Source organism: Allobosea sp. 05T439 (assembly GCF_056396005.1).
Map to the genome: position 1 here is coordinate 1 of NZ_JBFTKP010000038.1, position 20,514 is coordinate 20,514.

Below are 20,514 nucleotides of genomic sequence, written 5' to 3' on the forward strand. Positions count from 1 at the left end.
TCGGGCCGATGAACCTTTGCTGCCGGCATCGGCTGKCCCGAAAACCGGAAACCACTTTTCGGGCCGATGAACCTTTGCTGCCGGCATCGGCTGGCCCGAAAACCGGAAACCACTTTTCGGGCCGATGAACCTTTGCTGCCGGCATCGGCTGGCCCGAAAACCGGAAACCACTTTTCGGGCCGATGCCTTAGATAAACAGCGGATCGGTCGAGAACGGCGCGGGCGCCGGGCCGAACAGAAAATCATCCTGGTTGAGAAAAACCTCCTGCCCAAAGCTCTCGAAGAGCGTGATCTGCCCGCGCTCCGAGGTGATCGTCGTCTGGAAGTCCTCGTTGACGATCGAGAGGTCGGCGAATTGCAGGCCGCTGCCGCGCAGGTCGAACAGGTCCGAGCCGTCCTGGAAGCCGGAGACCGTGTCGCCGAAGAAACTGCCCTCCGTGCTCCAGCGCCCGGTTCCGCTGTAGACGAAGAGGTCCTGTGCATTGTCGAGATCGAAGCCGAACTCGTCGCKGCCGGCCTCCATCTGGTCGTCGGCCACACCGCTGACCAGCCGATCGGAGCCACCTCCCCCGTTCATGCCCGAGCCGACCGCGCCGGCATGCAGTTCGTCATTGCCGGCATCGCCCTGCAGGCTGTTGTCGAAATTGCTGAAGGAGCTGTCGCTGCCGAAGAGGACGTCGTCGCCCTCGCCGCCCGAGGCGACGCCGCCGCCGTCACTGGTCGCGAGCGTCAACCGGTCGTTGCCCGCCTCGCCGAACAGATTGTCGAAGCCGCCCGGGCCGCCATCGAGGATATCGTCGCCGGCGCCGCCATGGATCTCGTCGCTGCCGCCAAGCCCGGTGACCTGGTCATTGCCGCCAGCGGCGAAGATCCGGTCATCGTCCCGCGTGCCAGTAATGACATCATCGCCATTCGTGCCGGCGATGACGAAGTCGGTGTTGGTGAAATCGCCGGTCGTGAAGCTCTGCAGGCCGGCAAACTCGACCGTGAAATCATCGGCATCGAGCAGGCCGTCATCATTGGTGTCGGCCACCAGGAACGTATTGCCGGCACGCTGGATATAACCCAGCTGCGTCAGCTCATCGCCGCCGCCCGGCAGGGCCGCTCCGATCCGTGGATTGGCCTCGATCTGGCCGACCCAGGCGAAATCGCCGCCGGAGAGCTGGAGCACATCGCCGTCGGCCAGTCCGGCACGCTGGAAATCGGCAACGAAATCGCGCACCGAGAAGCTCGAATCCGGCTGGAAGGCGCCGGCGTTGAAGTTGAACTGGTMGTTGCCGCCGCCGCCCTCGATCCGGTCGGCGCCTTCTTCGCCTTCCAGCTCGTCGGCGCCCGCGCCACCGCTCAACTGATCGCTGCCCCGGCCACCGAACAATTCGTCGGCGCCGGCGTCCCCGAACATCGCATCGGCGCCGTCGCCGCCGAACATGTCGTCGTCGCCGATGCCGCCCGAAAGCGTGTCGGCCCCATCATCGCCGTCGACATTGTCGTCGCCGGCACCGCCGGACACCGTATCGTTGCCGTCGCCACCCGCCAGCCCGCCGTCATCACCCGCGCCGCCATCGATCGTGTCATTGCCGGCATCGCCTGTCAGGAAGTCGCGGCCTTCGCCGCCATTGATCGTGTCGGCGCCATTGCCGCCCTGGATGAAATCGTTGCCGTCCCCGCCCGTCAGCGTGTCAGCGCCGTTGCCACCTTCGATGTTATCGTCGCCGCCGCGGCCATTAATCGTGTCGTTGCCGCCAAGCCCCAGGATCGTGTCGTTCCCCTGGGTGCCGTTCAGCGTATCCGCGCCATTGCCGCCGGCGATCACAAAATGCGTGCTGCCGAAATCCGACTGGACGAGATTGAGCTGGCCGTTGAGGCGGATCGTGAGATCGCCCGCGTCATAGCTGCCATTGTCGTTGCTGTCGGCGAGCACAAAGGTGTTGCCGCCGTTGAACGCATAGGAGATGGCCGCCAGCCCATCGCCGCTGGTCCCGATCGCGCTGCCGAGCGTGGGCATGGCGTTGAGCTGCCCGCCGAAGCTGAAACGCGTCGCGGGGCTGAAGGCGTCGAACTCCAGCGTGTCGCCAATGGCGTTTCCGGCGCCCTGGAAATCGGTGACGATATCGGTCAGGGCCGCGGTCGAGGTTCCGCCGAACGGGTCCCATTCGAACCGGTCATTGCCGCCGCCTCCGGTCAGCATGTCGGCGCCTGCGATCTCGAAATTGGAGTCGCCCGCCAGCGTGTCATTGCCGGCGCCGCCCTGCAGCACGTCGGCGCAGCCTCCGCCGGCCAGCTGATCGTCACCGCCGCCGCCGTCGAGCGTATCATTGCCGCCGAAGCCGAGGATGAAATCGGCGCCCGCCAAACCACGGATGAGGTCGGCGTCTTCCGTTCCGAAGAGCGTGTCGTCTCCCGTTGTGCCGTCGATATTGGCCATGATCCTGCTCCGAATTGGTGGAAATGCCCCTAGGAGCCCACGGACTTTTCTTGGCGGGCGGACGCTGATGCTCGGATCTGGGCGAGTCCGTCCTCCGCCGTCTCGTCACGATCAAGCGGGCGAGGTTCGGCCCCGCTTGGGAGTGGCGCTGTCTATCAGCAGCCCTCGCGCGCGAAGCTGACAGGTCCTGTCAGCGAAATGTCAGTTTGGCGGATGTAGGATGGACCATTGACCGCGAAGAACGGCGGGTATGGCCGAATTGCGACCGGGTTGAGGGTGACGCGATGGTTGAGGGTGGTGAACCGGCCATAAGGCCCTGGCGACATCAGGTCCTGGTCGTTGCCGAGGGTGACGATTTCCTCTGCAGGCTCGAGGAGATGGACGCTTGGCTCGAGCGCTGGAAGATCACGTACCGCGCCGTCTCGGTGAAGCGGGACAAGGGCGCCATACGGGTCTGCTTTCGTGAGGCGAGCCTCGCCCACGCCTTCCATGAGACGCTTGGCGGCGAGCTCGTTCCGCCTGACGCGCTCGCCGCCGCCCTGGCGGCCGATCCCTTCGCCGAGACAGGAAGGCCGCGGCTGATGAGAGCGCCCGAAGCGTGATCAACGTCGCGTCGGGCCTGGGCTCCTCTGCCCGGCTCCGCGCTGCAAATCCGCGCGCCGCATGACTGCGCGGCGCGGAGGGCCGATGTCGGTTCTCGCAATCCTGCCGTCCGTCAGCACCGCGCCGCTCAATAGCCCAGCGCGCGGAGCAGGACGATCCGGAACGGATGCGTGAACGCGTAGAACACGAGAATGATCGCGATCATGGCCCCGATCCAGATATGCCTGCCGGATCGGGGCATCTTATCCAGGACTGTGCCGGCGCTGTCCCGTCACCGGGTCAGCGGCGCCAACACGGCTGCTGCGAGGATCACGACGATCGCTGTCCGGAACAGAACCCAGTGACAACGGGTCATCGTCAGGTCAGATCTTGATTGCGCATTCATGGGCAAACTCCCTCACGCACTCAACGACGGGGCGGAGGCTCGCGCCGTTGCCGGCAAAGGACAAGCAGAAACGCATGAATTCGACCTTTTGAGGCGCAAGTATTCGGCAGCAGTTGCTTAAGCGCCACACCCGAAACGCGGCACCGAAATGCAATCGTAGGTCGATTTCTTGACGCTCCCTACCCCGAATGCCAGCGCGCGCCGCGAATACTGGAATGACAGCCAGACGGCTGGCGGCGGGCTTCAGGGAAGCCGGGTCAGAACCGGTGTCACGACCCAACGGTCCCTGGGCAGCCTCGGGGCGACCTCCCCTGGGCCCTTCCAACGCAAACTGGCCCCGCCCGCCAAGGGCCACCAGTAGCCGCAACGATCAGGAGACGACCTTATCCGCCAGATGCGATCCCACCCCCGCGCTCACACCCATAAAGGTCGAAAACTGTAAAGTATCACCCCAAGATTCGACATGGAACATAATGAGATACGGCAAGGCCAAAGCCATCATAAATGCGGAACCAAACAGCACCCTGAAACTCTTCTCATGAGCTATGGCAAGTTCTCTAAACCTGCTCCCATAAGCCAGGACAAGCGCTCGTAACTTAGCAAAATTCACGATGCCCCCATTTCCTGTCCGCAGAACGCTCCGAGCGCTCCATTGGTGATATCGAGGGGTTGCATCTGATCTGTCGCATCGCGCGACTTGGCGGGCCCGGCTGATCAGCCGGACGATTTCGCCGGGCATTACGGAGATGGCCTTGGCGGCATCCGCGGATCGGCTCACCCCGCATGACCCGGCGCAGTCTTCTGCGCCCCTTGCCTGCCATGACCCGAGCCTCCTGCCCGCATAATGCTTCGGCCTGGACGCTGAATCGCAAGCTGCAGCTCATTCCTGCAGAATGCGCCCATGGGTTGCAATATCGACCAAAGGCGAGCCGCGCGCCTTTCCGACGAGGGGGTTGATGCGGCGGGGTTTGCGGCCACCTGTGCTAGGATCGGCATCGCCAGGGGCCGTGGTTTCCCCGGGGGCGATACCGACGAGCACGAGGGCCATCATGTCCGGGCTTGATCCGTCGCATATCATGCAGGTCGGGATGGGGTTCTTTGCCTCGAAGACGCTGCTTTCCGCCGTCGAGCTGGGGCTTTTCACGACGCTCGCCAAACAGCCGATGACGGCTGGCGAGATCGCCGCTTCCTTGCAGCTCAGTCCGCGCGCCATCCCGGATTTTCCCGATGCGCTGGTCGCGCTCCGATTTCTCGACCGTGACGGCGACGGCCCCGGGGCGCGCTATGCGAATACGCCCGACAGCGCCTTCTTCCTGGACCGGAACAGCCCGGCCTATATCGGCGGCATCCTGGAAATGGCGAATGCGCGCCTCTTCCGCTTCTGGGGAGACCTCACCGAGGCTCTGAAAACCGGCAAGCCGCAGAACGAGACCAGGCATTCCGGAGAATCCGTCTTCGCCACGCTCTATGCCGACCCGGCGCGGCTCGAGCAGTTCATGAACGCGATGTCCGGGATCTCGGCCGGCAATTTCAAACTGTTTGCGGAGGCTTTCGACTTCTCAAGATTCAGCAGCCTTTGCGATGTCGGCGGCGCGACCGGGCAGCTCTCCTGCATGGTCGCGGCCGCGCATCCGCATATGCGCTGCACCAGCTTCGATCTCCCGAAGGTCGTGCCGATCGCCCTGCGCCGGATCGAACAGGCGGGCCTGAGCGACCGGGTCGCGGCGGTGGGGGGCGACTTCTTCGCCGATGCTCTGCCCAGGGCCGATGTCATCACCATGGGGATGATCCTGCATGACTGGAACCTGGAGAAGAAGAAGGCGCTGATCCGCAAAGCCTATGACGCCCTGCCGCCGGGCGGCGCCTTCGTGGTGATCGAGGCCCTCATCGACAATGCGAGGCGCGAAAATGCCTTCGGCCTGACGATGTCCCTCAACATGCTGATCGAGTTCGGCGATGCCTTCGACTATTCCGCTGCCGACTTCGAGGGCTGGTGCCGCGAGGTCGGTTTCCGGAGGTTCGAGACCATGGCGCTGGCCGGCCCGTCGAGCGCCGCGATCGCCTATAAATAGCGGGATTGCCGATCGCGCTCGTCGCGAGGTGCCGTCTGCAGGGAGGACGCCCCAGCTCCGCCGGATCGGGTGACCCGGCGGGACCGGTCAGGGCGCGGGATCGGCTACGCTGCCTTGCGGTTGATCCCGGATTCGGCGAGCTTGCTGAGCTTCTTGTCGGCCGCGAATTCCTCGTCGAGATTCTGCTGCAGCAGGGTGGCGCAGTCGTTGCGGCCAAGCTGCTTGGCCCAGGCCGTCAAGGTGCCGTAGCGCGTGATCTCGTAGTGTTCGACGGCTTGCGCGCAGGCGATGATCGCGGCATCGACCACCTGCTTGTCGGCGACCTCACCCAGAACCTCGTCGGCTTCCTCGAGGATGCCGTCGATCGCCGGGCAATCCACGCCCTTCGCCTCCGCGCCATGTTGCTTGAAGACCTGTTCCAGCCGCTTGATATGACCTTCGGTTTCGCCGCGATGCGCGGTCAGCCCCTGCTTCAGCTGCGGGTCCGTGGCCTTGTCGATCATCTTCGGCAGCGACTTGTGGATCTGCTTCTCCGCGTAATAGATATCTTGAAGCGTGTGGACAAAGAGATCGTCCATCGTCTTGATGTCCTTGGAAAAAAGTCCCATTCCGTCCTCCTAGTTCTGATCCCCGCCGACGCCGGTTGATCGGGCGCGCTTGCTGCCTGACCAACGTATTGGCCGCCGGCCTGTTCCACGCCGCCGGGGCTTTTGGCCATGGCGAAGGAACCCGGCTGTCAGGGTCTTGGCTGAGCTGCTCGCCAGCCATGCCGCTTCGACAGGTTGTCAGCGATTGGGGGGAAGCCGTCCTGCGACGGGACGTTGTGGCCGCTCCGCCGCTGCGGAGCAGCGCCTCGCCGCGTCGCGAAAACCTCGTTCATTCATGGAGAAGGCAACAAAAAAGGAGCGTCGCCGCTCCTTGCCATTCCAACGCTATAGCGTGCCTGGGGGCTTGCGGCAAGACGCCGGTCACCCCCTATGAACGCTGCCCTCGACCTGAACCATGGGGAAAGGGAATAGCGAAATGCGTATCCTATTATCGACTTACGGGTCGCGCGGCGACGTTGAACCGATCGTGGCCCTGGCGGTGGAGTTGCGGGCACTCGGCCTCGAGGTGCGGTTATGCGCGCCGCCGGACGCGGAGTTCGCAACGCTGCTGGCCCGTGCCGGCATCCCGTTGGTACCCTTCCGCAAATCGTGGCGCGCATGGGCGGAGCAACCCTCGACCGCGGAGGAGCGGGTCGTGAGCGTCGACGCCTTCGTGGCCGGGTTCATCGCAGCGACCTATGACACCCTCGCCGAGGCAGCCGAGGGCTGTGACATGCTCGTCGCGAGCGGCATGTTGCATTTCGTCGCGCGGTCGGTGTCCGAGACGGTCGCCGTCCCTCACCGGTTCGCGATCTTCTGTCCGAGTTTGCTGGACGCCCAGGGCTGGCACGCGCAGGTCGGCGCGCCGATCAACGCCCATCGGGCGTCGATCGGCCTGCCGCCGGTGGAGGACCTCCCGGCCTTCCTGTTCACCGGTCGGCCCTTGGTGGCAGCGGACCCGACCCTGTGTCCCGAAGTGACGCCCGGAGCGCTTCCTGTCATCCGAACCGCGGCATGGATATTGCCGGACGAAAGACCACTCCCGGCGAATCTGGTGGCGTTCCTGGATGCCGGCGCAGCGCCCGTCTATGTCGGCTTTGGCAGCATGCGCGTCCCCAACGACAGCGCCCGTGTCGCCATAGAGGCGATCCGCGCGCAGGGCCGCCGTGCTCTCGTCGCCCGGGGCTGGGCCGACCTGGGCTTGATCGACGACGGCGCCGACTGCCTTGCCATCGGCGAGGTGAACCAGCAGGCCCTGTTCGGTCGCGTGGCCGCCATTGTCCATCATGGCGGGGCGGGTACGACGACGACGGCGTCCCGGGCCGGCACGCCTCAGGTCGTTGTCCCCCAAGCGGTGGACCAGTTTCACTGGGCTGCCAGGGTGACCGAACTCGGCATCGGAGCTGCGCACGATGGCCCGACTCCGACCTTCGCGTCGCTGTCGGCGGGGCTCGGTACAGCCCTGAGGCCTGAAACCGGTGCCAGAGCAGCCACCCTGGCGGGCGCGATCCGCACCGACGGGGCGGCGTCAGCCGCGAGGCTGCTGGTCGATGCGACATTCGACGGCTGGTGAAGCAGGCCGCCAGGGACAGGGCGCGCGTGCTTCTGGGAGGTGCCGGCCATTCGCTCATCTGAATGATGACCGGACCGCCGTTGTCGTGGAACCTCGCTTAGGGCCCGACGTTTCCTGCGCAGCCGGGCCCGACAACACGGAGGCCACCATGCGAGACGGTTACGGACGGAAGATCCCCACGACGGATGCGGCAGCCATCCTCCCCCACGGACGGGGCGAGCAGGGCAAGAACCAGGACAACCGGGGCGAGCGCATGCGCGATCGCGCCCCCTCCGGGCAGAGCCCCGAGAAGGCAGCCGAGCGCCCTCCTCCCGGCATTTGCGAAACCTGAGGTGATGACGATGACAGCCGAGAAGCATACCGACGCGCCGGTGCCCTATCGGACGGCGCAACGGCCGGGACAATCGGGCGCACCGGAACAGCGTCGCCCGGGCCCGAGCCCCTTGTCGAAGCATCAGACCGGGCCGCATGCCCCGTTCGAGGCCGATGAGCACGACAGCGCCGCCACGATCAGACATGGGGGCCAGCCTGAGCCGAAGAAGCCGGGCTGAGGCCTGGCCTGGGCCATGGCGGGGCTGGGCCCAGGGCTCAGTCCCGATAGATGCGTGGCGCGTCCTGGACGCTGGGCACGGTTCGGAACATCCTGACCCCGAAGCCGGCCACAAGCGCCAGTACGGTGAGCCAGATCAGGATGTCGAGAAAGCGCGAGCGCATGACAGGTTTCGCCCGGCATCGATGAGGACTGCAACTGCAACCCGGGCCGGCGCCATCCGGTTCCGCGCGACGTTGCAGAAAAGGTGATACGATCGTGTCCTCGACAGGCATACCCGGTGAGGTGTTGCTGAAGCTCGGATTTCCCGAAAACCGACTCCCTGAAGCATCGGCTTTTCGGGCCGATGCTAGTAGCCGCCGATGATCGGGAGGATCTCCCCGGTGATGTAGCTGGAGCAGTGCGGCGAGGCGAGGAAGACATAGGCCGGGGCGATTTCCTCCGGCTGGGCCGGGCGCTTCATCGGTGTCTGCGCCCCGAATGTCGCGACATCCTCGGCCGTCTTGTCGGATGGATTGAGCGGCGTCCAGACGGGACCGGGCGCGACCGCATTGACCCTGATCCCGCGCGGCACGAGATGGGCGGCGAGCGAGCGGGTAAAAGCATGGATGCCGCCCTTCGTCATGGAATAGTCGATCAGCGCCTCACTGCCCATCAGCCCGGTGACGGAGCCGGAATTCACGATGGCGCCGCCGACTTTCATATGGTCGAGGGCCGCCTGCGACATGTGGAAATAGCCGTAGAGATTGGTCTTCAGCGTCGTGTCGAAATGCTCTTCGCTCAGATCCTCGAAACGTGGGGAATGGACCTGGAAGGCGGCGTTGTTGACGAGCACATCGAGCTTGCCGAAGGTCTTGACGACCTTGGCCACCGCCTTCCGGCAGAAGCCTGAATCCCGGACATCGCCGGGGATGACGAGGCAGCGCCGCCCCTCGGCCTCGATCGCCTGCCCGGTCACCTTCGCGTCCCCGGCCTCGCCGAGATGCAGGATCGCGACATCGGCACCCTCGCGCGCGAAGAGCACGGCGACCGAGCGTCCGATCCCGGAATCGCCGCCCGTGATGATGGCGACCTTGCCCTCGAGTTTGCCCGAGCCCTTGTAATAGGGCGCATCATACATCGGGGCCGGATCGAGCACGGCCTCCGAACCCGGCTTGGCCTGATGCTGCTTCCTGAAGGGCGGCTCGGGATAACGTCGCGCCCCAGCCTGCATCGCGCCGGATTTCGCCTCTGCCGGCTTCGCATCCGACCGCGCCACCTGCCTCTGGATCCGGCGCTGCTGCTGGATCGCGGAATTTGTCGCGCTGTTCGGCTTTGCCGGGCTCCTGGGTTCCGCTTGTGGCTTGGTCTTGGTCTGAACCTTGCTGGATTTCGCCATCACGGCCTCCGTGCAATCGCATTCCGGAGTTGAACGGGCGCCGCGGGCCCGGGTTCCATTGCCGGTGCGGGATCGGCGCGCTCTGTTCGGGCGTCCGTCCTGATCGCCCTGCTCGCCACCGAGCTGCACGGTGACGCGTTCTCCCCCTGTCCTCCGAACACGCAGCCGCCTCAGCCTCTCCGTGAACTGCCCCTCATCCCTGTCAGCCCCTGTCTGTCGGTAGCGGCTCCTCTTCGTCCTGCCGTGCGACGAAACGGCCATTCGCGAGGCCAGGCGCGGAGCGCAGCAGTGCCAGCAAATGGAGCGTGGCGGGGCTGAGATAGCCGCCTCGGCGCAGGACCGCATAAATCGGATTGGCGACGTGCAGGTCCGCGACCGGAATCGTCGCGAGCGAGCCAAGCCGCCGCTCCTCGTCGATCGCGCTTTCTGGCAGCAACGCGATGCCGAGACCGGCCTCGACCAGCCGCTTCATCGCGTTCAGGCTGTCGATCGATGTCCAGCGGACCTCGCCGATGCCACGCGCCTGAAACTGCGCGAAGATGTTGTCCGCGAAGGTCTCGCGCTGATCATAGGCATTGCGGAACGCAAACCAGGGTTCATGGCACAGCGCCGCGAGCGATCCGAGCCGTTTGCCCGCGAAACGATGCTGGGCGGAACAGGCCACGACCATTGTCTCGGAGGCGATGTGCTCGCAGACGAGATCTGGTGCGATGTCGAGGAGATAGCGCAGCCCGATCATCGCTTCGCCGCGCCGGACCCGGTCGCTCACCTCAGCGCTGGTCGCGGTGCTGATCGAGAGATCGACCTTGGGATGATCGGCAGCGAAGCGCTTGAGAACCGCGGTGAGGTTCGTCCCGGCTAGCGTGCCCACTGCCACGATCGCGACACGGCCGGCGACCTCCGTGCGCAGCGCCTTGATCGCGCTTTCCGCGTCGCGCAGCGCCGCAAGCACGCGTTCGGCGTGCGGCAGCAGCGCGCGGCCGGCTTCGCTGAGCACCACGCCCCCGGACGCGCGCTCGAAGACCGGCACGCCGAGTTCGTCCTCGAGCAAGGCGATGCGCCGGCTGATCGCCGGCTGCGAACGGCCGAGTACCTCCGCGGCGCTGGAAAAACCATTGGCCTGATGGATGGTGACGAAAGTCAGAAGCGCTTCGTTGTCCAGGCCCATGAAAGACACGCCCATGCAAAAAACTGATCGGCCTTAGAGAAACTATGATTTCGACGGATGCCTGGGCAAGCGCTATCGAAGAGGAAGCAAAGATGGCGCCGCGGCGCGAACCGGACGGAGCAGCACCATGACGGCGAGGATTTCGGCGCCTGCAGCCCCTGCTCCCGCGTTATCTCAGTACCACTCCCCGGCCCATGTTCGCGCTGCGCCATCGCATCCCGATCCATACCCCTATTACGGCCGGCTCGCCCGCGAACGTCCCTTCTCCCGGGACGAGGCCAATGGCTGGTGGGTGGCGGCGAGCGCTGCCGCGGTCACCGAAGTCCTGACCAGCGCGATCTGTCTGACCCGCCCCTTGAGCGAGCCCATCCCTGCGGCGCTGCAGGGCGGCGCAGCAGCGGAGATCTTTGGCCGGCTCGTGCGCCTGCGGGATGACGAGGCGCGGGGCAGGCTGAAGGAGGCGGTCACGAACGCCGTGCGCGGCCTCGATCTCGGCGAGGTCGCGGCCCTGGCACACAGGCGTGCGGCCGAGCTCGACGACGAACTCGGGCCGAGGCTCGATGAAGCGACCACGACGCAGTTCATGTTCGCACTGCCCGTGCAGGTCATCGCGCTGCTGCTCGGCATTCCCCGCGAACGCTTCGGCGACGTCATGGGGTGGCTTGGCGCCTATGGGACCGCAGCCGCAGCTGCTGGAACCGGAATTCCCGCGCTGACGCCCGACTTGCTGACATCAGGACATCAAGGCGCGCAGGCGCTGTTTGACCTCGCCAGTGCCGTCGGGAAGGCCGACGCGCAGCGGGGCCCGTTATTCCAGGCGCTGCTGCGCGAAGCGACGCGTTTCGGCTGCGACGACGAAAGGGATGTGATCGCCAACGCCCTTGGCTACATGGTCCAGGGTTTCGCCGGAATGGCCTCGCTGATCGGGTTGACGCTGCTCGCACTGGCCCGGCGGCCGGAACTCCTCCGGCAGGTCGAGGCCGATCGGACATGCCTGCGGCCGCTCATCCAGGAGGTGGCGCGCTGCGATACCGTCACCAGCAGCACCTTCCGTTTCATGGCGCGCGACGGCAGGATTGCCGGACATAAGCTTCGTCAGGGCGATCTGATCATCGTGCTTCTGGCGGCCGCGAACCGCGATCCCGCGCTCAATCCCGAGCCGGATCGCTTCGATATCGCGCGCAGGGACCGCAGATCCCTGGAGTTCGGCGCCGGTCGCCATGTCTGCCCCGCGGACAAGGTCGCAGCTCTGATCGTCGAGATCGCGGTCGGGCATCTGCTGACGCGCGGCGTGCCGCTGGAGCGCCTGGAGGCCGGCCTGTCCTATGCCGCCTCGGGGCATGTCCGCACGCCCTTGTTCAAGCGCTGAGTGGCTGTCCGCGAAACGGAACCCCTGAAAGCCGATAGTCCATGCTGCGCCCATGCCAGGCGTCCAGCGGCGGCAACGCGGCACGCACAACATCTCTCGCCGGATCACGCCCTGACGTAACGGCGCTCTTGCCGGCTCGCATGAAGCTGCTAGCATCCGCGTAAGCTCTTCCTGCGCCTACCTTCCCCCGACATTCCAGTGAATCCGACGTTTCTGCGTTCCCTGAGCGAGATGCGGCCTAATGGACAAGAAGCTTACGCCACCTTCGCTCAAGGAAATCGTATCGCAATTGCGATATGACTGGTTCGGCAAGGATGTGCAGCAGACTCCGACCGTCAGCTATGTTTGGACCGCCGATCAATTCGGTCATTTCGGCCTCGGCTTCCAGATCACCTTCCTGTTCAGCTGGATACTCGCCGCCCTCTTCACCGATCTTCCGGCCTGGAAGACTGCGATCATCGCTGCCCTGCTCAATATGCTGCTCTGGATCGTCAAGGAGGTGCTCGACATCGTCCGCGAGCGCCGGCGCCAGGGCCCGCTCTTTCCGTTCAACCGCCGCGAGCTCTGGTGGAATGTCGCGACCGCGCTGTTCTTCATCGGCGCGGGCGCGATCGTCGCCGGCGCCTCGGGGCTCGGCGGCGTCCAGGCCATCGTCGCGCTGCTGGTCATGCTCGTGCCCGCCACGCTGCTGGTGCTCTGGTGGGTGAAGCGCAAGATGACCTTCCAGCAGGTCGGCCTGCCCTTCCTGTTCCGCCTGACCAATCTCTGCTCGACCATAGAAAGGCCGGATCCCGGCTACCGCGACGCGCTGATCGCCCTGTCGGAGCCGCCGACGAAGGGCGCGAACGCGCCGCGTTTTCCGCATGTGCTGCTCACCGGCACGGTCGGCTCGGGCAAGACCTGCCTCGCCTGCGGCATCGGCACCGAATACGCCTTCCGGCTCGGGATTGCGCGCTACACCACCCTGGTGAAGCTGTTCGAGGCCGCGGTCGAGCGCAAGGAAGACGCCGATTCCGGCCACCCGCCGCTCGAGGAACAGGATGGCCGCATCCTCTGGCCCTGGCGCAATGTCGACCTGCTCATCGTCGACGATGTCGATGCGCTCCTGGTCGAGCCGCCGCTGCCGAAGCCGACCACGGCKACTGCGGCCGAAGCCACGGCAAAGCGCCCGGTCGACCAGAGCGCGCTGCGCAGGATCGTCTTCAACCAGCTCGCGATCGTCGGCATCCAACGCTTCCGGACGCGGCGCACGGTCTGGGTCGTCAGCGATCCCAGCGAGGCGGAGGAGTGGCGCAACACCATTGCCGAGGCGCTCGGCCTGCCCGTGGGCGACGACACCGCCCTGCCCGTCATCCGCCTGCTCAGGGACGAAAAGGCGCTCGCCGCGATGGCCAAGACGCGGGCTTAGGCAAGACGAGGGCCTGGGCAAGAGGCGGGGCTGGGCAAGACCGGGGTCGGAGGGAGGCCGGAGCGAGTGGATTGAATCGGACGTCTGGCTCCCGCACGGGCGTCCTACTGGCAGGGAAGACCGACGCGGTCCAACCGGTTAGCGGGCTGCCGGAATGCCGCAGGAGGGTGGCTTCCGGACGTCGAGCGCATCGGCACGGCCGGGCCGGATCGCGCCAGAGGAGACGTTCGGTCTCCTTTGCATATTCCGAGCTTTCGAGCTTACGTTCAGTGGCTGTGTCAATGCAGGCTGGTTCAATGCACGAGAACGACCAGAATGCCGGTGGGCTCCGCTTTGACGTCGTCGCGGGGCTTACGGCGGCTGCCGTCGTGCTGCCCAAGGCCATGGCATACGCTACTGTGGCGGGCCTGCCGGTGCAGGTTGGCCTCTACACATCCCTTGTGCCAATGGCCGTCTACGGATGGCTCGGCTCCTCCCGCGTGCTCAGCGTCAGTTCCACCACCACGCTCGCGATCCTGACTGGCGCCCAGCTCGGTGCAGTCGTCCCGGACGGCGACCCGGCCAAGCTGCTCACCGCGACGGCGACGCTGACCGCCCTGGTTGGCGCCTTGTTGCTGCTCGCCAGGCTCGTGCGCCTGGGCTTCCTCGCCAATTTCATCTCGGCACCGGTCCTCACCGGCTTCAAGGCCGGCATCGGCCTCGTCATCCTGCTGGACCAGGCCCCCAAGCTCTTCGGAGTGCACATCACCAAGCAGTCCTTCTTTGCCGACATTCTAAGCGTCGTGCGCGCGCTTCCGGAGACGTCGCTGCTCACTGCCGCAGTGGCGGCGGCGACCGCGATCGTTMTGATCGGGATGGAGCGTCTGAAGCCGCATTCACCCGCCCCACTCATCGCAGTGGCCACCGCCATCGCAGCGTCATGGATCTTTCACCTGGGCGCTCAGGGTGTCTCGACCGTAGGGCATATCCCGCAGGGCCTTCCCTCAGTGACGCTCCCCGATCTTGCGTTGGTGCAGCAACTGCTGCCGGGAGCGCTCGGGATTGCCCTGATGAGTTTCACCGAAACCATTGCTGCAGGCCGGGCTTTCGTTCGACCTCGCGATCCTCCGATCAATGCCAATCGCGAGCTGGTGGCGACAGGCGCAGCCAACATTGCCGGCTCCTTGCTCGGCGCGATGCCGGGCGGCGGCGGCACATCGCAAACKGGCGTTGTTCGCGCGGCGGGCGGGCGAACCCAGGCTGCCTCGCTGGTGACAGCGGCGGCGGCCCTTGCAACCATGCTCCTGTTCGCACCTTTGCTCGGGCTCCTTCCGAATGCCACGCTGGCAGCCATCGTCATCGTCTACTCAATTCCGCTTATCCAGCCGGCGGAGTTCAACGCCATTCGCAAGGTGCGCAGGATGGAGTTCGGCTGGGCGATCGTCGCAACCATTGGCGTCCTGATCTTTGGAACCCTTCAGGGTATCGTCATCGCGGTCATCCTTTCGCTGATCGGCCTGGCCAGCCAGACATTCCATCCCCGGATTACGGTCATCGGCCGCAAGCGCGGAGCCGACGTGCTCCGCCCTCTCGATCCTGAAAACCCTGATGACGAAACCTTCGAGGGGTTGTTGATCCTGCGGCCGGAAGGGCGGCTCTTCTTCATCAATGCCCAGGATGTGGCTGACCAAATCACCGCTCTTGTTGGTCAGCATAAGCCGCGGGTCCTCGCGCTCGACTTCAGCCGCGTTCCTGACATCGAGTACTCGGCCCTCCAGATGCTGCAGGAAGGCGAGAAGGGCATGACGGAACGGGGTGTCATCGTCTGGTTCGTGGGCCTCAATCCTGGCGCGCTTGAGGTCATTCGCCGTGCAGGTTTGGACACGCTGCTCGGCCCGGACCGGTTGCTCTTCAACGCACGCGCCGCCATCGAACGCTACACGGCGTTGAACGCGCTATCGGCAAACGCTGCCGGATTGGTTCCTGACCCAAAAGCGTGAGAGGCCGATGTCCAATCGGCTTTGTCGACATACGATCCCGAGCCTGCATCTGCTCCAGCGATGCAATCCATCGGGCCACGAGCATACTGAGGAAGGCGCATTCAACGGCCCGCAATCGGAGAATTTCGAATGACCAGTTCCAACGATGTGCAGAGGACAATCATCCGCAACAAGCTCCTCGGCAGGTGGGCCGCCGAGAAATTGGCACTCACGGGCCGGGACGCCGATGCCTATTCGGATGACCTCGCCAGAAGCACGGTCGATCCCGAGCGCAGTGACGTGTTCAGCAAGATCCGCAAGGACTTTGACGCCGCAGGCGTGGCCCAATCGGACGAGCAGATTCTACGCGTCATGACCGAATTCATGCTCAAAGCAGGGAGCCTCATGCCGACAACGCGGGGTGGTTCCCGCGATGCTGCAGCGGTGATGCTCGCACGCAATCTCCAGTCGGGCTGAGGCCGGCTGTAGATTGGCTGGCGGCGGCGGTTCCGGCCTGGGCGCGGGTGCGCGGATCAGGCCTCCCGGACCAGGAGCACGTCCGCATCGACGCCCCGGAGCACGCCTTCGGCATGGCTGCCGATCGCATCCTGCACCAGCCCCCGACTGCGATGCGCGCCGACKACGACGAGACTGACGCCGGTCTCCTGCACCTGCCGCTTGATCACATTGACCACGGCCCCATCGTCCAGGACCAGCTCGATGCGATCCCGCACGGCCTGCGGAAGCTCTGCCGCCGCCAGGAACTCCGCCATGTCCTCGGCAGCCTCGGAGTGCAGATGTTCCGCCGCACCTTCGACCTTGTAGCGACCGGTCGTCGCCTGCGGGTTGACGTGGAGCAGCACGAGACGTGCCGTCGGAAAGAGCGCGGCGGCGGTCAGCAAGGCCGCGCGCGAGCACTCGGAGAAATCGGTGGCGACGAGGATGCGGTCATAGGGGCGCTCCGCCCGCTTGCGGACGACCAGCACCGGCACGGAGGCATGGCGCACGATATGGTCGACCGCCGTCCCGGTGACATAGTCGCCGAGGCTGTTGAAGCGCGCGACACCGGTGATGATGACGCCGCTGCCGCGCTCCACCGCCAGATTTGCCAGCACGCTCGGAGCCGAGCCGACCCGGACGACGAACTCAGCCTGCGCCGCCGTCGGCGGCAGCTCGGCGCGCAGCCGCGCCGTCGTTTCCGCCAGGTTCGGAACCGCGTCCTCGAGGACATGGGCGATGGCGAGCCTCGCCCGCCATGCCTCGGCAAGGCGCAAGGCGCGTTCGAGCGGGCGATCGGCCCTGGCCGAAAAATCGCTGGCGAACAGGACTTCAACGGGAGGCGCTTTGCTCGTCTCAGCCATGTGAACACCTCACTCCGGAATCGCGATGATCTCTTTGGCGCCTTGGATAGCATGCCGGTCTGCCGCGATCATCCGGTCGCCCCAGCCGGCGCAGGTTTGTCTCCTCCGTTGCGCCGAGTGGCGTGACAGCCGAGAGGGACTGCCAGGCGCCCGACCGGAGCCCGCTATCCCCTCGCCGCGGCCTTTCAGTTGCCCCAGTCGACAATAGTGAGATCAAGCGGAAGCGCGCGCCGGATCGCCAGAGGGGGCACGAGCGGCGTCAGGCTGACAGGCGAGCCGGTTTCCGCCGCCCGGTCGAAATCCGCAGTGCCCGCCAGATCGACCGCCTTCACCGTGGCGGCCTCGAAGACATAGGGCAGGCCATTGGCGAGAAGTGGCGAGGGCCCGTCCATGACATGCAGGTGCAGATGCGGCTCCGAACTGTTGCCGGTATTGCCGACTGCGCCGATGACATCGCCGCGGCGCACCCTGTCGCCGGTCCTGACGCGGACGCTGCCGGGTTGCATATGGGCGTATAGCACGAAGGCGCCACCGCCGATATCCAGCACTGCGAAATTGCCGTCGGCCTCGCCGATCGGCAGCCCGTCGGGAAGCGCTCCGGGGACCTGATCGGCAAGATCGGCACGCATATCGACGATGGTGCCGTCGCTCACCGCCAGGATAGGCTGGCCATAGATGTGATAGCTCGCGACCTGCTTCCTATCGCCCGCGAAGAGTCGGCCATCCCCGCCAAGCTTCTCCCAATCGATGGCAAAGCGCTGGGCGAGACGAAAGGCGCCGTTCAGCGGCAAAAGGGCCCGGACATGCCGGGTGGAATCGCAGCAGCCGTCGCCCGCGATATAGTTTTCGCCCCGAAGCGGCGGCCCCAGAACCGGGGGCGCCGCTGTCGTGACTGCGGTCGCGCCAAGCTGGATCGCGGCATCCGCCTTGAACTGATCGAACCAGGCATCGACCTTATGCGTCAGCCGCTGCGGTGCCGCGCGCCCCTGCGGCAGCGCGATGTGGAGAAAGGCGACCCCGTATTGATAGCCGCCCAGCTCCGCCGACTCATTGCCGCGCCGGCCACCGGGGGAGAAACGCCGCGCGATCTCGGCCTCGTCTAGCGTCGAGAGCGGCTCCTTGTCGTCGTCGCCATAGAGCGTGAACCGCTTCATCACGACGCGCTCGCCGGTCACATTCGAGAGCTGCAACTCGTAGACGATATGCTGACGACCATCGGAGCCGAGCACGGGCTGCGGCGCGAACAGGACCTTGCCGATGAGCCCCGTCAACGTCACGCCCTGCTGCGGGGGGGCCGCGGATTGCGCCCGGGCCGTGCCCGACAAGGACAGCGGGACCACGGCAGCGATTGCCGCAAGACGCATCATTCCGGTCAATGGGTACATGGCAGCGTCCTGTTGCGGATTTCGGGGGCTCAGGCGGGCGCCAACCGGTCGAGCGTCAGCTCGATATCGGTGAAATCCCTGGGGGCGGCTTCGCAAAGCGCGGAGGTCGAATGCATGCCGAGCGCGGTGAGGATGCTCGCCGCGAGGTCCCGCCTGGCGGCATCGGCGCGGTAACCCAGGCCGGCCAGCTCCTGCTCGATTCCGTCCGCGTCCGCATCGAGATAGCCCATGCGCGCGGCCAGATCTTCGATGCTGCGGCCATGCGCCCGCACGAACAGGATGCGGCAGGCGACAGCGCGGGCATTGGGATCATGGACTGCCGCGCCGCTGAGAATGCCGCCGATCAGATTGGCGGGCGGAGTGGGCACGTTCAGCGCCAGGAAAAACAGGCGGTGCGTATAGGAACATGTCAGGGCGCTTTGCGCGGTTCGCCCGTCGCTGAGCAGCTGCCCCTCCATCGCGACCGGGCGGTTGAACAGGCTTTCGCAGTAGCTGATCTGCAATTGCTGCATCGCATCGGCGTAGACCCGCATCGCGCCGATGATCAGCCGGCCCGCCTCGACACGCGACCAGGCCGGCGAAATCGCGAGATAGGTTCCGGCCAGCCAATGCTCGCCGGGCTGTCGTGCCCCCGCCCGGGTGGGAGATGGGGTGACCGGGCCCGGCGCCGGCACCGGCCGCAGACCGGCCTCGCCCCGGAGCGTCGCAAGCACGGTTTCCGGCACGCCGAAGCGGGCGCAGATCGCGTGCTGGAACTCCTCGAACGAGGACGAGGCCAGGAAGGGCGCCGTCAGCGCACCGCCGAGCACCCTCGCCCAATCCTCATAGACGCTGGAGGTGCGCGGCATCGCCTTGCCCGAGAGCCATTTGTAGGCGTTCTGGGTGACGAACAGGGTGGCCGGATTGACCGCCGCAAAGCGCGCGCAGAGTTCCTTGTTGGTTGGGCAACCCAGGGCGAGCGCGGTGAGTTTCAGCTTCAACGCGAGGTTGAACCAGGATTTTTCGAGGGGCTGCTGGCCGATCTCCACGCCAAAATGGTTCACGGCCGCCCCCAGGGATTGCCCCGCCCTCGCGGAGTGATCCCGGCCGATGCTAGTGGACCGCCGGGCGCGACACCAGCACGGCAGGCGGAGTTGGTTTAAATTGCGCTGCGGTCCCCGACCTGTCTCCGGCTTCCCGGATCGTTCAAGGCCGGGACGTCGCTGTTCAGTGCTGTGCAGCGCCCTGGAGAGCCTGCCGGCGCGCCGCGATCATCCACTGCCCCGAGCTTGCCGGGGACGAGCCTGTCATTCCAGCGGCTGCCCCCGTTCAAGAGACGGCTCCCCGGCCGCGCAGATGTTCCGTCCGGCTTCCTGAAGAGGCCKAACGGAACGCCTGAGGCTGCTTACTCCGCGTAGGATTGCGTCGCCCAGGCGGCCTTGAGCTTCGGTGAGACCTGGGCGCCGAAGGGGCCGAACCACTTGTTGAACAGGGTTTCGGCCTCGCCCGACTTGAACATCTTCGCCATGGCGTGATTGACGATCCAGAGAACCGTCGGGTTGAGCTTGGGCACCATGAAGCCCTGCGGCGCATAGCCGTATTCGGTACCGACGATGGTCAGGGCGTCCGGGTTCTTCGACTGCCGGATCAAGCTGTAGAAGGCGCCGTTGTCACTGAAATAGGCGTCGGCACGCCGCGTCTCGACAGAGATCAGCGCGGCAGCGTGGTCGTCGACATTCTGGATGCGGATGTTGAGGCCCTTCTCGGCGATGAGCTTCTTCAGGTCAGGCTCGCTGCTGCCGCCGGTGGCGACTGCGACGATCTTGCCGTTCAGATCCTCGTATTTGGTGATGCCCGAATTCTTCAGGACGAGCAGCTGGCTCGACGAGACATAGGAGACCGAGGAGAAATCAACCTGCTTGTTGCGGCCGAAGGTGTTGACCGTACCGCCGCATTCGAGATCGACCGTGCCGTTGGCGACGAGCGCCTGGCGGTTCTGGATGCTGACCGGCACGTATTTGACCTTGAGGTCGGGCAGCTTCAGCTCCGCCTTGATGTCCTCGATGATGCGCTGGCAGAACTCGACGGAGTAGCCGGACGGCTTCTTGTCGTTGTCGAGGAAGCCATAGGGGTAGAGCGTTTCGCGAATCCCCATGGTGATGGTGTTGGTGTCGCGCAATTTCTTGACGATCGCGTCCACCTCCTGGGCCTGGGCCGTGGCGGCCAGGCCGAAGGCCAAGAGGCCGCCGATCGCAGCGACAAGGTTCCGTCTCATGTTCTTCTCCCCTTTGTAGCGATTGCCCGAGCACCGGC

At 65.6% G+C, this 20,514-nt stretch carries 19 protein-coding genes; 9 read left to right on the forward strand and 10 right to left on the reverse strand.

Annotated elements, in window-relative coordinates; all coding sequences use genetic code 11:
* Positions 1 to 187 precede the first annotated feature (187 nt).
* Positions 188 to 2,425: a calcium-binding protein gene (locus tag AC1DIO_RS28455; protein ID WP_476854429.1), complete on the reverse strand. Its 2,238-nt coding sequence runs from the start codon at positions 2,423 to 2,425 to the stop codon at positions 188 to 190.
* Between the two features lie 284 nt (positions 2,426 to 2,709).
* On the opposite strand from AC1DIO_RS28455, the gene AC1DIO_RS28460 reads away from it, so the two are divergent.
* Positions 2,710 to 3,027 (forward strand): hypothetical protein, encoded by a 318-nt coding sequence (locus AC1DIO_RS28460; RefSeq protein WP_441506891.1) that lies wholly within the window; start codon positions 2,710 to 2,712, stop codon positions 3,025 to 3,027.
* 756 nt (positions 3,028 to 3,783) lie between these two features.
* On the opposite strand, the gene AC1DIO_RS28465 is transcribed toward AC1DIO_RS28460, so the two are convergent.
* Positions 3,784 to 4,023 (reverse strand): hypothetical protein, encoded by a 240-nt coding sequence (locus AC1DIO_RS28465; protein WP_441506892.1) that lies wholly within the window; start codon positions 4,021 to 4,023, stop codon positions 3,784 to 3,786.
* A 439-nt stretch (positions 4,024 to 4,462) separates the two neighbouring features.
* On the opposite strand from AC1DIO_RS28465, the gene AC1DIO_RS28470 reads away from it, so the two are divergent.
* Entirely contained in the window at positions 4,463 to 5,485 is a 1,023-nt protein-coding gene (locus AC1DIO_RS28470; RefSeq protein WP_476832859.1) for a methyltransferase, read from the forward strand.
* Between the two features lie 104 nt (positions 5,486 to 5,589).
* Here the strand turns inward: AC1DIO_RS28470 and AC1DIO_RS28475 are convergent, their stop codons facing one another.
* On the reverse strand, positions 5,590 to 6,093 hold the full coding sequence (locus AC1DIO_RS28475; protein WP_441492931.1) for a YciE/YciF ferroxidase family protein: 504 nt from the start codon (positions 6,091 to 6,093) through the stop codon (positions 5,590 to 5,592).
* A 415-nt stretch (positions 6,094 to 6,508) separates the two neighbouring features.
* On the opposite strand from AC1DIO_RS28475, the gene AC1DIO_RS28480 reads away from it, so the two are divergent.
* The 3 genes from AC1DIO_RS28480 (at position 6,509) to AC1DIO_RS28490 (ending at position 8,196) form a co-directional block, all read left to right on the forward strand.
* The gene (locus AC1DIO_RS28480) at positions 6,509 to 7,645 is read left to right on the forward strand and encodes a glycosyltransferase (RefSeq protein WP_441506895.1); all 1,137 of its coding nucleotides are present in this window, start codon (positions 6,509 to 6,511) and stop codon (positions 7,643 to 7,645) included.
* Between the two features lie 148 nt (positions 7,646 to 7,793).
* A complete protein-coding gene (locus tag AC1DIO_RS28485) occupies positions 7,794 to 7,976 on the forward strand; it encodes a hypothetical protein (protein WP_441506896.1) in 183 nt (60 codons plus the stop codon).
* A 10-nt stretch (positions 7,977 to 7,986) separates the two neighbouring features.
* Positions 7,987 to 8,196 (forward strand): hypothetical protein, encoded by a 210-nt coding sequence (locus AC1DIO_RS28490; RefSeq protein WP_441492929.1) that lies wholly within the window; start codon positions 7,987 to 7,989, stop codon positions 8,194 to 8,196.
* Between the two features lie 37 nt (positions 8,197 to 8,233).
* On the opposite strand, the gene AC1DIO_RS28495 is transcribed toward AC1DIO_RS28490, so the two are convergent.
* The 3 genes from AC1DIO_RS28495 to AC1DIO_RS28505 all read right to left on the reverse strand — a co-directional run bounded on the left by AC1DIO_RS28495 (position 8,234) and on the right by AC1DIO_RS28505 (position 10,741).
* Positions 8,234 to 8,359 (reverse strand): hypothetical protein, encoded by a 126-nt coding sequence (locus AC1DIO_RS28495; RefSeq protein WP_441492928.1) that lies wholly within the window; start codon positions 8,357 to 8,359, stop codon positions 8,234 to 8,236.
* A gap of 185 nt (positions 8,360 to 8,544) precedes the next feature.
* Complete coding sequence (locus tag AC1DIO_RS28500) at positions 8,545 to 9,573, reverse strand: SDR family oxidoreductase (RefSeq protein ID WP_476770418.1); 1,029 nt, start codon at positions 9,571 to 9,573, stop codon at positions 8,545 to 8,547.
* Positions 9,574 to 9,775: 202 nt separating this feature from the next.
* Entirely contained in the window at positions 9,776 to 10,741 is a 966-nt protein-coding gene (locus AC1DIO_RS28505; protein ID WP_476777295.1) for a LysR family transcriptional regulator, read from the reverse strand.
* Between the two features lie 127 nt (positions 10,742 to 10,868).
* Between AC1DIO_RS28505 and AC1DIO_RS28510 the strand changes: the two genes are divergently transcribed.
* From AC1DIO_RS28510 to AC1DIO_RS28525, 4 genes are all read left to right on the forward strand, one after another.
* Complete coding sequence (locus AC1DIO_RS28510) at positions 10,869 to 12,110, forward strand: cytochrome P450 (RefSeq protein ID WP_476832860.1); 1,242 nt, start codon at positions 10,869 to 10,871, stop codon at positions 12,108 to 12,110.
* Positions 12,111 to 12,351: 241 nt separating this feature from the next.
* Positions 12,352 to 13,518, forward strand: coding sequence for a hypothetical protein (locus AC1DIO_RS28515; protein ID WP_441506900.1), 1,167 nt, complete (start codon positions 12,352 to 12,354; stop codon positions 13,516 to 13,518).
* Between the two features lie 296 nt (positions 13,519 to 13,814).
* Positions 13,815 to 15,497: a SulP family inorganic anion transporter gene (locus AC1DIO_RS28520; RefSeq protein ID WP_476854430.1), complete on the forward strand. Its 1,683-nt coding sequence runs from the start codon at positions 13,815 to 13,817 to the stop codon at positions 15,495 to 15,497.
* 129 nt (positions 15,498 to 15,626) lie between these two features.
* Entirely contained in the window at positions 15,627 to 15,953 is a 327-nt protein-coding gene (locus AC1DIO_RS28525) for an ATPase inhibitor subunit zeta (RefSeq protein WP_441506902.1), read from the forward strand.
* 56 nt (positions 15,954 to 16,009) lie between these two features.
* On the opposite strand, the gene AC1DIO_RS28530 is transcribed toward AC1DIO_RS28525, so the two are convergent.
* The 4 genes from AC1DIO_RS28530 to AC1DIO_RS28545 form a co-directional block, all read right to left on the reverse strand.
* Entirely contained in the window at positions 16,010 to 16,837 is an 828-nt protein-coding gene (locus AC1DIO_RS28530; protein ID WP_441506903.1) for a universal stress protein, read from the reverse strand.
* Positions 16,838 to 17,022: 185 nt separating this feature from the next.
* A complete protein-coding gene (locus AC1DIO_RS28535) occupies positions 17,023 to 18,222 on the reverse strand; it encodes a M23 family metallopeptidase (RefSeq protein WP_476832861.1) in 1,200 nt (399 codons plus the stop codon).
* Between the two features lie 29 nt (positions 18,223 to 18,251).
* Positions 18,252 to 19,265: a hypothetical protein gene (locus tag AC1DIO_RS28540; RefSeq protein WP_441506905.1), complete on the reverse strand. Its 1,014-nt coding sequence runs from the start codon at positions 19,263 to 19,265 to the stop codon at positions 18,252 to 18,254.
* A 341-nt stretch (positions 19,266 to 19,606) separates the two neighbouring features.
* The gene (locus AC1DIO_RS28545) at positions 19,607 to 20,476 is read right to left on the reverse strand and encodes an amino acid ABC transporter substrate-binding protein (RefSeq protein WP_441492918.1); all 870 of its coding nucleotides are present in this window, start codon (positions 20,474 to 20,476) and stop codon (positions 19,607 to 19,609) included.
* Between the last annotated feature and the right edge of the window lie 38 nt (positions 20,477 to 20,514).